Source organism: Formosa sp. Hel1_33_131 (assembly GCF_001735745.1).
Classification (GTDB): domain Bacteria; phylum Bacteroidota; class Bacteroidia; order Flavobacteriales; family Flavobacteriaceae; genus Hel1-33-131.
Map to the genome: position 1 here is coordinate 1956068 of NZ_CP017260.1, position 13519 is coordinate 1969586.

13 protein-coding genes, 1 tRNA gene and 1 pseudogene are annotated in these 13519 nt (G+C 36.6%); 6 read left to right on the forward strand and 9 right to left on the reverse strand.

Annotated elements, in window-relative coordinates; all coding sequences use genetic code 11:
- Positions 1-10: 10 nt before the first annotated feature.
- From FORMB_RS08915 to FORMB_RS08930, 4 genes are read left to right on the forward strand one after another with little or no spacing between them, the layout of a single operon-like run.
- Positions 11-499 carry a TlpA family protein disulfide reductase gene (locus FORMB_RS08915; protein ID WP_069677117.1) on the forward strand — a complete coding sequence of 163 codons (489 nt, stop codon included), beginning with the start codon at positions 11-13 and terminating at the stop codon, positions 497-499.
- Positions 496-1245 (forward strand): triose-phosphate isomerase, encoded by a 750-nt coding sequence (tpiA, locus tag FORMB_RS08920; protein ID WP_069677118.1) that lies wholly within the window; start codon positions 496-498, stop codon positions 1243-1245. The genes FORMB_RS08915 and tpiA overlap by 4 nt, the downstream gene beginning before the upstream one ends.
- A 2-nt stretch (positions 1246-1247) precedes the next feature.
- A complete protein-coding gene (gene prmA / locus FORMB_RS08925) occupies positions 1248-2090 on the forward strand; it encodes a 50S ribosomal protein L11 methyltransferase (RefSeq protein ID WP_069677119.1) in 843 nt (280 codons plus the stop codon).
- Entirely contained in the window at positions 2087-2362 is a 276-nt protein-coding gene (locus tag FORMB_RS08930; RefSeq protein WP_069677120.1) for an ATP-dependent Clp protease adaptor ClpS, read from the forward strand. Before prmA ends, FORMB_RS08930 begins: the two co-directional genes overlap by 4 nt.
- Here the strand turns inward: FORMB_RS08930 and FORMB_RS13360 are convergent.
- Both FORMB_RS13360 and FORMB_RS08935 read right to left on the reverse strand, forming a co-directional pair.
- A pseudogene (locus FORMB_RS13360) lies at positions 2359-2439 on the reverse strand (hypothetical protein); the annotation flags it as partial. The gene FORMB_RS08930 and the pseudogene FORMB_RS13360 sit on opposite strands and share 4 nt — an antisense overlap.
- A gap of 40 nt (positions 2440-2479) precedes the next feature.
- Positions 2480-3892: an MBL fold metallo-hydrolase gene (locus tag FORMB_RS08935; protein ID WP_069677121.1), complete on the reverse strand. Its 1413-nt coding sequence runs from the start codon at positions 3890-3892 to the stop codon at positions 2480-2482.
- Between the two features lie 103 nt (positions 3893-3995).
- Between FORMB_RS08935 and FORMB_RS08940 the strand changes: the two genes are divergently transcribed.
- Positions 3996-4069 (forward strand) — tRNA-Arg (locus tag FORMB_RS08940).
- Between the two features lie 94 nt (positions 4070-4163).
- Positions 4164-5381: a site-specific integrase gene (locus FORMB_RS08945; RefSeq protein ID WP_069677122.1), complete on the forward strand. Its 1218-nt coding sequence runs from the start codon at positions 4164-4166 to the stop codon at positions 5379-5381.
- On the opposite strand, the gene FORMB_RS08950 is transcribed toward FORMB_RS08945, so the two are convergent.
- The 7 genes from FORMB_RS08950 to FORMB_RS08980 form a co-directional block, all read right to left on the reverse strand.
- Positions 5358-7826 carry a hypothetical protein gene (locus tag FORMB_RS08950; protein ID WP_069677123.1) on the reverse strand — a complete coding sequence of 823 codons (2469 nt, stop codon included), beginning with the start codon at positions 7824-7826 and terminating at the stop codon, positions 5358-5360. The two genes, FORMB_RS08945 and FORMB_RS08950, sit on opposite strands and share 24 nt — an antisense overlap.
- Positions 7798-8865: a hypothetical protein gene (locus FORMB_RS08955; protein WP_069677124.1), complete on the reverse strand. Its 1068-nt coding sequence runs from the start codon at positions 8863-8865 to the stop codon at positions 7798-7800. Before FORMB_RS08955 ends, FORMB_RS08950 begins: the two co-directional genes overlap by 29 nt.
- Entirely contained in the window at positions 8862-11639 is a 2778-nt protein-coding gene (locus FORMB_RS08960) for a hypothetical protein (RefSeq protein WP_069677125.1), read from the reverse strand. Before FORMB_RS08960 ends, FORMB_RS08955 begins: the two co-directional genes overlap by 4 nt.
- Positions 11639-12013, reverse strand: coding sequence for a hypothetical protein (locus FORMB_RS08965; RefSeq protein ID WP_069677126.1), 375 nt, complete (start codon positions 12011-12013; stop codon positions 11639-11641). The genes FORMB_RS08960 and FORMB_RS08965 overlap by 1 nt, the downstream gene beginning before the upstream one ends.
- An 88-nt stretch (positions 12014-12101) precedes the next feature.
- Positions 12102-12287 (reverse strand): hypothetical protein, encoded by a 186-nt coding sequence (locus FORMB_RS08970; protein ID WP_069677127.1) that lies wholly within the window; start codon positions 12285-12287, stop codon positions 12102-12104.
- Positions 12280-12561: a hypothetical protein gene (locus FORMB_RS08975; RefSeq protein WP_069677128.1), complete on the reverse strand. Its 282-nt coding sequence runs from the start codon at positions 12559-12561 to the stop codon at positions 12280-12282. The genes FORMB_RS08970 and FORMB_RS08975 overlap by 8 nt, the downstream gene beginning before the upstream one ends.
- 161 nt (positions 12562-12722) lie before the next feature.
- Positions 12723-13457 (reverse strand): hypothetical protein, encoded by a 735-nt coding sequence (locus FORMB_RS08980; RefSeq protein WP_069677129.1) that lies wholly within the window; start codon positions 13455-13457, stop codon positions 12723-12725.
- Positions 13458-13519: the final 62 nt, after the last annotated feature.

A 13519-nucleotide genomic window follows, 5' to 3' on the forward strand; every position in this document is an offset into this window, starting at 1 on the left:
AAATTTCAAAATGAAACACATATTTTTAGTATCACTCTTCGTTAGTACACTGTTAAGTTGTCAAAATCGCGTCGAAACTGAATTTTCAGAGGCCGCTTTAAACGATGCGTTTGTGACACTAAATGGAGATTCTATTTTATTTAAAACCATTTTGGAAAACCACCAAGGCAACACTGTTTTTATAGATGTTTGGGCCTCTTGGTGTAAAGATTGTTTGGAAGGCTTGCCAAGTGTGAAAGCACTTCAGGCGAAGCATTCCGAAGTTGATTTTGTGTATTTATCTTTAGATAAAACGCAAAAGGCTTGGAGAAAAGGGGTCGATAGATTAGAAATTAAAGGCGATCATTACTTGATGCAATCTGGATGGAAAGGAGCCATGGGCACATTTTTAGATTTGGATTGGATTCCTCGCTATATGATTATTGACAAACAAGGAACGATTAAAGTTTTTAATGCCATTAAAACATCAGATATAACACTAATAAATAATTTAAAATGAGAAAACAAATTGTAGCAGGAAATTGGAAAATGAATAACGACTATGTTGATTCAGAATTATTCGTTTCTAAACTGCTGAAGGAATTGAAACACAGTAAAGCAGAAGTTATTATTGCACCCCCATTTACGAGTCTTTTAGCATCTTCAAACTCAGTTAAAGGCAGTCGAGTTATAGTGGCTGCTCAAAACATGCATTTTGCAGAAAACGGAGCTTATACAGGTGAGATCAGTGCAGCAATGCTTCAAAGTGTTGGCGTTAAAACGGTTATTTTAGGACACAGTGAGCGTCGTGCGTATTTTAATGAAACCGATGCCCTTTTAGCTAAAAAAGTAGATACGGCATTAGCTCACAATATGCGTGCGATATTCTGTTTTGGAGAAGAATTGGAAGATCGTAAATCGGGAAATGAAGAAACGATTGTCGAAGGACAAATTAAGAATGCCTTATTTCATTTGCCAGCATCTGCCTGGGAGCATATTGTATTGGCTTATGAGCCAGTTTGGGCCATTGGAACAGGGGAAACAGCATCTCCACAACAAGCACAAGACATGCATGCTTTTATACGTCAAACCATTGCGAACCAATATTCAGCGGACTTAGCAGCTGAGGTTTCTATTTTGTATGGTGGAAGTGTGAAGCCCGCAAATGCAAAAGAAATTTTTTCAAAAACAGATGTTGATGGCGGTCTAATTGGCGGCGCAGCATTGGATGTAGAGCAATTTACAGCCATCATAAACGCATTTTAAATTTGGGAGATTCTATCTATATAGGCTACACATTTAAAGTTCAACCCGTTCAGCCAGGTACCGAAATTTTGATTGCGGAGCTTGGCTTTTCTGGTTTCGAAAGCTTTGTAGAAACCCCCGATGGGGTCATTGCTTATATTCAAGAAGCAGATCATTTTGACATCATTTTAGACTCAATTCAGATTTTAAATTCTGAGGAGTTTGTCATCAGTTATGAATTTGAAACCATTGCGCAAACCAATTGGAATGCCGAATGGGAAAAGAATTTCAACCCCATTGTTGTCGAAGATCGCTGTGCGATTCGTGCGCCTTTTCATGAAGTATTTGATGTTGAATATGACATTATTATTGAACCCAAAATGAGCTTTGGAACCGGACATCATGAAACCACGTACATGATGATTCAACATATTTTAGCATTTGATTTTACCAACAAATCTGTTTTGGATATGGGTTGTGGAACCGGTGTGCTAGCTATTTTGGCCGAAAAAAAAGGGGCTACATCTTTAGAAGCCATTGATATTGATAATTGGTGTTATTTAAATAGTTTAGAAAATATCTCACGAAATGATTGTCACCACATCAAGGTTTTAGAAGGGGATGCGTCCTTACTTGAAGGAAAACGTTTTGATGTTGTCATCGCAAACATTAATCGAAACATTCTGTTGAATGACTTAAGTACATATGTTACTTGTTTAAATGAAAATGGTTCCTTATTTTTAAGTGGTTTTTACGACAGCGATTGTGAGTTGATTGAGGCAACTTGCAACGAACTCGATTTGAAACTTGAGAAAAAATTAACACGAAACAATTGGGTCGCCCTGAAATTCGTTAAGTCATTATGAGTACAAAAGAAAAAATTAAAGAAGATGTAGAGGTTTCAGTTGAAGAAGGACATTTAAATGAAATTGTCTTGTTCAACGACGAGGTCAATACTTTTGACCATGTGATAGAAACCCTAGTTGATGTTTGTAAGCATTCCTACGAACAGGCAGAACAATGTTCGTTACTGGTTCATTATAAAGGAAAATGTACCGTTAAAACGGGGGTGTATGAGGAGTTGGAACCTCAATGTACTCAACTTCTAAAAGCAGGCTTAAGCGCTGAAATCGTTTAAGATTCTGTATCCACACTCACATTTTGAATGCCTTCTAAATCATTGAGTTTAGTGATAATGGTATGGGCACATCCACCACATTTAAGATTTCAAGAGTTGTGGTCATAGTCAAAGCAATTAAATTGTGGATGGGCATACAAATTCAGATAGTGATAAATCGGTCTTTTTAAGCGCTGTAAATCCACCAGCGATATCAACGATGTTACGAAAGCCACGTGCTTTTAAAATGGATGCCGCAATCACAGAGCGGAAGCCACCAGCACAATGAATGTAATAGGTTTTGTTGGCATCAATTTGATCCATTTGATGGTTGATGTAATCCAATGCGAAATGCTGCAGATCGTCCAATTTCAAATGCATCGAGTTATATTCGCCATCCTTACGAACATCCAAAACATGGAGGTTGTTCTCTCTTGTTTTTGTTGAAAACTCTTTTGCTGAAATAGAAATTATTTGATCGGTTGTTTTTCCCGAAGCGATCCAAGCGTCCATCCCGCCTTCTAAATAGCCAAGCGTGTTGTCATAGCCAACGCGGGCTAAACGGATCACAGCTTCTTCTGACTTCCCTTCAGGAACGACTAATAGGATGGGTTGATTGATGTCTGTAATGAGCGCGCCAACCCAGGGGGCAAAGCCGCCATTAAGTCCAATAAAAATAGACCCTGGAATGTGATTTTTTATAAAGTCTTGTTGTGTACGAACATCTAAAATAAGTGCCTCTTCGGATTTTGCCAATTGTTCAAACACTTGCGCAGAAAGGGGGGTGTCACCATTAGATAATACTTGTTCCAAATTGGAATACCCACTTTGATTCATTTTGGCATTTTTGGCAAAATATTGTGGAGGTGGACTGATGCCGTCTAGGACTTCTGTGACAAACTCTTCTTTGGTCATATCGGAACGTAGGGCGTAATTGGTGTTTTTTTGATCTCCAATGGTGCCAACCGTTTCTTTACTTAAATTTTTCCCGCAAGCCGATCCAGCTCCATGTGCAGGATATACAATCACAGCATCGTCTAAAGTCATAATTTTTGATCGCAAGGATTGAAACAACATTCCCGCCAAATCTTTTTCAGTGAGGTCTGATTTAACAGCCAAATCTGGACGTCCAACATCTCCTAAAAACAGCGTATCGCCTGTAAACACGGCATGGTGTTGCCCGTTTTCATCAATGAGTAAATACGTCACAGATTCTAGTGTATGACCAGGGGTATGTAATACTTTAATGGTAATGTTTCCAACTTTAAATTCTTCATTATCGGAGGCATTGTAAGAATTGAAGGTTGTTTTGGCATTTGGACCAAAGACAATCGTCGCTCCTGTTTTTTTAGCCAAGTCCACATGACCGGACACAAAATCGGCATGAATATGGGTTTCAAAAATGAATTTTATTTTTGCATTATTGGCAGTAGCTTTATCCACATAATGTTGTGTTTCTCGAAGTGGATCGATGATTGCAACTTCGCCATTGGACTCGATATAGTAGGCGCCCTGGGCCAAGCAACTGGTGTAGATTTGTTCTATTTTCATGACTAAAAATAATTAAAGTATAGTCACAAAAGTAAGTTTTTTGAAATTGATACAATATTCTTTTGATAAAAAGATTATTAGCTTATATTTGCACCCTCAAAATGGCCTCGTAGCATAACTGAATAGTGCACTTGATTACGGCTCAAGAGGTTGCAAGTTTGAATCTTGCCGAGGTCACAAAGCCAAAAATAAGCGAAGTATTTAACAGTCAAAAAGCTGTTAACTGCTTCGCTCTTACTGGTTTACGGATAACCTTAAAACGCTTATATATATGTATTATTTTGAAAACCCGACAAGTTTTGTCCCACAAATTGTCCCACAAAAGATGAATGGGAAACTTTCATACAAAATCAGAATTAAGGACGATTACATCCGGGAGGATGGAACCAGCGCTCTTTTTTTAAGTATTTATTACAATGGTAAGCGCAAACGGTTACCATTAGACATAGCCGTTCCTGTGGCTTCATTCGATACCAAAACACAACGCGTAAAAAAGAATTTTAAATTTTCGTTAGATTATAATTTAATCATAGAAAAAACACTTGCGGATCTCAATGCAATTGAAGTGAGCTATCGATTAAGCAACGAAAGAATTTCTCTGGTGAAGGTTCTGGAAGATTTGCAAAACCCATCACTCCGGGTTGACTTTAATTTATTTGCAGAAAAAACCTTGGAATTTCAATTTGAAAATAAAATAATTAGTCCAACAACCTATCGTCAACAAAAGGGATGCCTAAATAAAATCAAACGATACAAATCACCGTTATTGTTTATAGACATTGACCAAGCTTTTTTGGATCGGTTTAAAAGCTACCTAAAAAATACGCTAAAAAATAAGCCAACAACCGTTGAAAGTACGATTAAGAATTTCAAAAAATTTCTACACAAAGCCAATACTGCAAACATTAAGACGGAGCTAAAATTCAGCGATATTCAAGTAAAATCAATGGTTGGGGACTTTGTTTTTTTATTGCCCGATGAAGTCAAAAAATTACATGATTTTTATGGCTCACCGTTTATCAATGGGACATGGAAGCATATTTTGCAGCGTTATTTATTCAGTTGCTTTACAGGATTGCGAATTGGAGACATTGAAAAAATCACGGAAGACAATTTTTTAGAAGACTATTTAGTTTACACCGCTCAAAAAACGGGAAAAATCACAAGACAGAAATTAAACCAGACAGCCTTAAACCTCATTGAAATGCCACAAGTATTTGAAGGAGCCTACACCCGAGAGCATATCAATAGAGAGTTGAAAAACATTGCGAAAGTGTGTGGCATTAAAAAAAGATTGCACTACCATAGCAGCCGCCATACGTTCGCAACTAATTTTTTGATCCAAGGAGGGCAAATCCAAAACCTTCAACAATTATTAAATCACTCGAGTATTGAAACGACCATGATTTACACGCACGTAGTTGAAAGCATGATGAATGACGATCTCCGACTGATGGATGGGATTTTAAAAGAAACGGGTCCAGTCTAAGGAATTGGACGTTTCAACTCCAGCAGTTGCGCTAATTCTCCAAGATCCAGACGTAGGAAAAGCAATCTCATGATGTGCAAGCGTGAAATTTGTAATCGTTGAAATTATTGGCGCACCAATTGGAAAACCTGTGGCCAGAGTTATTTTTTGTAAACTCATCTGAACACTCGTTGGACTTATATCTACAAAAGAAATAGTAAATTTTCCTGAAGGTGCTACAATTTCAGTTATATCTAACTTAGTCAAAACAATACGATTCACTGGTGGATTACTGGTGTTATCAGTCACAGTCACCGTTAAATCTTCAGTGCTTGACATCCCTTCAGAATTGGTGACTGTAATTCTCACTACGTAATCACCATCTAAATTGAACAATCCCGTGTTTGAAAACACAAGAATGGAATCGTCTGAATTTTCAGAAGATAAAGACGGAGTCGGTGACGATGTAGGAGAACTTATTAATTCCCAAGCATAAGACAAATCGAGACCTTGCGGATCTGTACTACCATTAGCATATATTTTAGTTAAAAAATAAGGTGGATTCGAAACCACGGCTGGATTTACTGACGTTGAAAAACTAGTCTCATGCGGCAATTGTCCACTAACATTCGATGCGGCGGTGGTTTTAATTACTGGAGGTAAAAAAGTCTGAACGGCCGGGGCTTTATTATTCAACTTAAAGAGTTTTAAATTTATTTTTTCAAACAACGAATTTATGTTTACTCGTTTCAAAGAGTGAATTAAAAAATTGTTATTATAAATCCAAAGCTTGCGCTCCAAGTCTAATTGACAAGACAGGTATAAAGGTAAATTGATCGTTAAATTATACTCTTCAGAATTTAATTTTTGAAACATCCAATTTTTAAGAAATAGATCAATAAAACCTTTACGAGAATAAGAAACACCTGCATCAATAACTAAGGGATTTGCATTTGTATTGGCTTTAAAAAACAACATTGAAAGTCCTTCCTGATGCGACACATTTGGAACACCATTTACATAGGACGTTTTGAGCGGCTCTATGGGAATTGAATACTCTTTAAAGTCAGTGGCCGATTCAATATAATTTCCTTCCTTATCAAAATATAAGACTTCATCATCTGCAAATGAAATTTTATAGCCAATGGATTTGTTTAATTTTCTAGGCACTAATGTCTGACCGTACTCAGACAGATCCAACGACGGTTTATTAGCAATAAAATTATTAAACAGACTAAAATTAACATTTTTTGAAGGTGGATCAAATACAGAACCAATGTTTATCGATTTTTCTAAAGCAATTATAAAACTACCTACCGAAATATCTGGAAGCAAATCACTTTTAGAAATTATATTTTCATACAAAGGTCGCTTTGTTCCATTCAATTCATAATCTCCTTTTATAGTAGGCTTGACAGATGCAATACAAACAACTTTTATTTGTAGAAAACTTCCTATTTGATTCTTATCAACATCAAATTCGAATTCTAAAGTTCTATTAAAATTAATTTCCGTGTTATCCGTTGATGAATTGATAATTTGAACCTGTTTGATGACATTATTAAATAAACAAGTGACACGAAATGAACCGCCATTAACATTCGGCAACACGCCTTCGATATTTATTTTTGTAGCAAAAGAACCATAACTGGTCATCTCAATATTTTCAGAATATTCATTATGTGTTACAGCAGAACCGGAAAGCACATTGGATTGTGTCAACGAAAGATTTAAGGAGTCACTTATAGAAGTATCTTCATTTGTGTAAAAAACTGAAGTTTGATTGTACAGCAAACACTTTTCAAGACTCGCATTGGTTATAAAGTCCCCAGAAATTGTATAACCAATTTCATCAAAAATACCTTTTAAAATTTCCCTTAAATACATGAAGGGCCTAATCTCATTCATTTTATAAAAACGAACAGGCAAATTGAAAGGATTTGGAAACGTCTCAGAAAAATCACCCCCAACAACTTCATTTATATAACCAGTGTGCGACCCAAAACCATAGTCTTTATATAATTCTGGAGCATAAATTCTTGGAAAATTAACCTTAGTTTCAGGATAATCTTTTGCGATGGTTTGTTTTGCATAATCAAAAATACTATCCCCTACATCAATTGTGCCCCAAGGTAAATCCCTGAGGTTTTTATCAAAAATAGTCAGATTATCAGCCTTGTAATAAAATACGGCTTCAATTTCTTTAGCAATCCGAATCACCATCAACTCAGCATCGTAAAACTTGTCATTTCTAAACAGGATTCCTTTGACATATTTATTAGACTCCGTACTGTTATGAGATTCGATAAAATCAAAGAACGATAAAAAACTGCGCTCTCGTGGAACCTTAAACGGGAACGACTGTTGTTTGATTATGTCCTTTTCAAAAAAAGAATTTTCTTCAGAGAACTTAATATTTAGATGCGAAAGATTGAGTCTAAAAAGGTCGGTAGTAAATATCGTCATTTTCTGAAAGTTTGAATTTTAAAGTTTCGTTGTTTAAGTAATAATCCGATTTGAACGGCTTTATTTTTTGCGCGCTACTTAGTATAATTCTTTTAAAACCACTATCAAAAATATACCGATTGAAGGATTTTAAAAGAGACCTAAGCATCTCATATTTACTATCATCACGCATATAGCCAGTATTGATGGCGTACATTTTTTTTATCTCAATTTTCGTAGGTGTCAAGCTTACTTTTTTGTTATTTGAGTGTCTAAAAACAGATTCCTTGTATTGCTCGTCGGTTTGGAGTTCTCCGGTTAATTCCATAACGGACAGGGTTCCAAACTCGTTTTGATAAGCAATCAAATTGTGATCAATGCCTTCATACTGAATATTAAACGTTCCTAATTCAGCGTAGCTATTAGATCCAAAATTTAACCTTAACAACAAAGAATCGGAAGCCCCACTCTTTATTTTTTCAACAGGAACCGTCAACGTGTGCAATTTTTTAGAAGACGTGACGGTTGGCAGTGTTTTAATTGAACTGGTCACGCCATCGTTAACGGTGAGGGTGTCCGGAAGTGTCAAGGACAGAAACGTAAACGATAACATGCCATTTTCAGACACATAATTGGATTGATTTGAAGGCAATGTGTATATATTTCCACTAGTTAAAGCGCTTTGGCTTACGGTAACGAAGTTTCCAAGAACCATATAAAAAGTAGATACGTGAGCACTAACCGAAACGGTTGCCTTCATTTCTGAAAGTTCCATTTTCACCGTTGCAAGATCGTAACTATTAATTTTATAATCGTTCACAAAAAAACTAGGGACAGAAAATTTTTGAGTGATAATACTGTGAATGTAATTTTCAATATACAATTCAGCTTTGTTCTGGAAAAATGGAACTTCAAACGTATGTATCCATTGTTCTCCGTTAAAATTAACGGTCAGTTTTACAGACAAAAAAGTATCTGTATCAGTAGTCGTGGCTTTTATTTTGAAACCCTTAGAAGTTCCGTAAATGTTTGCTGCTGTATAATCTCCGGTATATATCATGAGTGACGTGTATTTTCAAAAATTTCGTTGTGCTCCTGGTCTATTTCTTTGCGCTCTATAAAGTCGTCATAATCGCGAACGGTGTAGGCTTTGATGCCTTCATCTAGTTTTGCAGAAAACTTTTCAAGCATTTGCATCAACGCAAAATTCATAGCGTTTGGATCGGCGGTTTCGGTGTCTGTTTCTGTGGCGGTTTCAATAGAGGATGGCTCAGACGTATTGCCGCCATCAAAAAATTGCCCCATTTCTTTTTTACGTTCTTTCTCTAGCCAATTAATCGTAGGAGCATAGCGTGGGCTTTTGTTCATCCATTCTGGAGCGACCCACTCGTTCTCATGAACAACACCTGTCACCGCGCCAAACTCATCCTTATAAATGGCTTTGTCGCCTGTGGGACCACCGTCGTAGAAGCCTGTGCCAGTCCCTTTTATAACACCGACAGATTTTAATCCACTAGCCAAAACAACCCCGGTACTTACCACCTTTGCAGCCGTGCCAAAAGGTTCTGGAAGTATTGATTTTGCACGCCAAACCTCCGTAACCCCTTGATAGGTGTTAATGGTGGCTTGTGCAATTGCCGCGGCTTTACCTGCTGCGGTGTTCTCTCCTAGTAATTGAGCAATATTGCCAAACAGATCTGCATAGGCTTGACGACGTTCATTAATAGTTGCTTTTTCCTGTTCAGCACCATCTTTATTGGCTTTTTCGCGTTGCTTATCAAATACTTTTGTGGCCGCAGCTTTTTTTAGAGCAAATTGAGTTTCTAAGGCTGCTATTTGCGATGCAGTCGCATTTTTGAGCTTATATTCTTTTAATAGTTTATTTTTTTCAATTTCTAATAAAACGTTTGCAACATATTGAGCCTTATCAATTACAGCCAACTGACGTTCTTCTTCAGTCGTGGCTTTTTCAATTTCTAATTCTAATTTTGCCTCGTCTTCTAAAAGCTTATTCTCTGCCTTAATAGCGTCCAACTCCTCTTTAAATTCTGCATCCCTTTGAATTTTTAACTCTTGTTTTTCCCGGGCTTTTTGGTCGTCCAATTCGGTCAGAGCATCTTCGCGTGCAGCTAATTCAGTTACAGAAAGTGCCTTTTTCTCTTCTTCGGATAGAATAAATTTTTCTTTGAGTCTGGCGTATTTTTGATCTATGGCCAACAACTCTTTTTCAATGCCTTGTTTTTGGTTGAGAAGACGGTCTTCATTTCCTTTTTTAATAAGGTCATTGAGTTCCTTTTGACCTTTTTTGTAAAGGTCTTTTAGAGTGGCAATTCGCTTTTTTTCTTCTTCAGTTAAATCGGATTCATTACCAGTGGGTGTTACGCCTTCACCGCCTTCGGTGTATGTTGGAGTCACCACAAACTCACTGGCTTTTTCATCTAAAGCCTGAAGCTCTTCACTAATTTTGGCTTGTTTTTCTTTTAAAGAATTTATTTCATTCAATTTTCCACCAATAGAAATCAACGTTTTCAAATGATCGCTTGTCGCTCCTACTATTTTATTACCGCCCTCATTATTGTAAAACTCCAAAATATCCGCATCTGTTTTAGCTATTTCAACTTTACTTTTGACACGTAATTCTCCTATTTCCTTATTGAGTTCGTATTCTTTTCTAAATGCTTCGACGCCTTCTTTTTGTTTGTCTGCGGAGATTTCTTTTAGTGCTTCTAACTTTATACGTTCTCGGTATTCGATATTAACCTCCTTCAATCGATCCCGTAACTGTTTGTTGGTTACTTTTTCAATATCTAAATTTTTTAAGAAATTAGGATATTTAGTTTGCAACTCATTAATTAAAGTTTGTCTTATTTTTTGCGATTGATTGGCTCTTGTAATTGCAGTCACCAAAGAATTAGTTTCAAATTGCTGCTGGCGCAATTTCTCACTGAAACGATCAGCAGGCGCAATAGCATCTAAAAAAGATGCTCCGGCACTTTTAATATCTTTTATAAGCCCGGACTTCAATGCTAATTTACCGATTCTGAGCTGCAAATTCTCTAAAGATACATTCCATTTTAAACTGGAATTGGCGGCATCGTCTAAGATGCTCCCGGCACTGGTCAATTCTTTTTTGGCAATATTAGCAACCGCTTGTACAAAGTTGGGCGTTTTTTCTAGCTCTGCATTCAAATCTTTTTGAGAGATCCCAAGATTGTCAATTCGCAACTTCGATTCTTTGGACAGCCCCTCAACTAAACTATTGAGCATTCCGTCAAAGTTTTCACCAGTTTGGGCCGCTCTGGTAGATACAAACTCCAACAATTCTGGAAAGGGCTCCATGTCTATTTTGAAGTTTTTGAAGACATTGGCGGCTTTTTTAATGTCCAAATTCGTAATTAATCCACGAGTTGCGGTACGAGCGCGCTCCAATATTTCTGAACTGCCTTCGATTTGTTTAAACGCAAATTCAACCCCTTTGGCTTCTTCTGCCAATTGGATGGATTCGTTCACAAATTCTCGGGCTGCCCTGAACCCGGCTTTTAAAACGTCTGCAATAATGAAACCACCGGCAAATGCTTTGACATAACCCAGGACGCTTGTTTTTCCGTCCTTTAGCGTTTTGTTAACGCCATATATTTCTGTTTTTACTTTCCCATAGGCTTTGCCTAGTTTGTCTAGCTCAGCTTTGTATTTTTTGATGTCTTTAGGATCGTTGGCTTCTTTGAGTTTCTTTTTTATGATCCCTATTTCACGACCAATACCGCCAAGACTGTTTTTGATTTCTTTTCCATTGATGAAGATGGACAGTTGTCGGGTTATTTTTTTATCTGCCATTAGAAATTGATTTTAGAAATGACTTCATCGCCTCGTATGTTTCCGATTTCGGTGGCCAGAGTTTCCAAGGCATTGTTAGCCTCCATAGCTTCAGACAAAAAGCCTTGATTGCTTAGAAGTCGCATTTTGATTCCGTTGGATTTTACGCCCTCAAATCCAAAATGATTTTTGAAGCCGTAATGTGGCATCTTAATGATTAATCGTTGGAGTTCGGGGCCGTTCATTCTGCCAAGCACCGTGCTTTTTAAAAGTGCGCTGTTCCCGGACGTGGTTTCAAATCTGTTTTTTATAAGATTTTTTAGCGACTTGCGAAGTAGCAACGCTGCTTTTTGTCCGGCTTGTTTTTCTAGTTGTGCAAAATTTGTGACTCCCATTCCTACTAATTTACCGGCAATTTAGCACGCCCCCCATTTTTAGAATAGGACATAAAAAAACCGCTACGTTAACAGCGGTTTAAAAAATTTAATTTAAACAAAAGCGGTATATTTTTTTGGGGTTTTTAATGCCGTTGTTTTTTTCAAATTTGTACTGGTGGGAACTGCATTCAAAGAAAAATAGCATCGCTTCGGACGATAGTTTTTTTTGTTTGTGCAAGGCTTTGAGCTCTTCATAAGCCACGGCTCGGAAATGTTCGTGTAAACTACCCATGTTTTTCGGTTTTTGAGGTTTGTAATTTAATTAATTTTACGACCAGAAAAATAAGGGTTTCAAATCTTCTGACAGAATCAAAGATTTGTGATTTTGCTTCCATGAACTCCTCTTTGTTGACAGCGTAGTTGGTTTCGTCCTCTGCCTTTAGCACATAGGCCGTGTGGGCATCCTGAAGCACCTCCAATAGGTATGGGAGGTTTTCGGTTTTTAGGAATTTTTTGAATTCAGCCTCAGCTGTTAAGGGTTCTTGTTCTGTTTCGTTTGATAACATAATAGAAAGGATTAAAAATAACAGGAGCTATCCAGCCGAAACAGAACCGAAGTAATGAGAGCTGTCGGGCGTTACCGCTACCGAACTCCTGCTGTATTGTTAGAAAAATGTTGTTAATAATCATTGTTCTGTTTCTTTTGATGGTTCAAATATAAGAAAAATTAATTAAAGTAGTTTTTTATCAATTCAGAAATACGATCATTGACATCTCTCATCTTCTTTTCATAAATCTCTAGCTTTTCAACATTCCCTGATTTTATATTTTTTGATACGTTTGGTGCAATTTTAATTTTCTCTTTTCTCAACGCTTCGTACCCTTCGAGTGTTTTTAAATCCTCAATTGCTTTATCTAATTTTAAAGAGAAAAAAGGTTTATATTCTTTTTTTCGAGCATTTAAAAATTGAGATGCTTTGGGCGGGGTGGTTTTAAATAACTCTGGAATGAATGTTTTTTCTTGCAATTCAAAAATCCTATAAATAACGTTATTATAGACATCTTGAAATAGATAAATCTCATTATAACTGATCCATTTATACAACTCGGGCAAGTCGTATTTATTAGGGTCGATTTCATTTATTTTATTTTTAATAGTAGTATAAACTTCATCTGAAAAATTTATTTTATTGTATTTCCATTCACAATATTTAAACACTAATTTATAAGGATCTGACTTATTTATAACCGATATAATGACAGCATCATATTTAGTTGATCTAGATTTTTCTTTACACTTTATGTATTTTTCTTTTTCATAGCCATCCTTATACATCGCCCTGACTTCTGCTCCAGCTTTAAAGTTTGGAAGATTGTCCAAATCATCTAAAATTTTAAAATTTGATTTGATTTGAGGTTTTTTTGGTGTTTTGGGACCAAACAATTTTTTTAAAAAATTCATAGGTTTAAGATTTAAGGTTTGCGAAATGTACAAAAAAAAAAAACCACTCTTTTTGGGAGTGG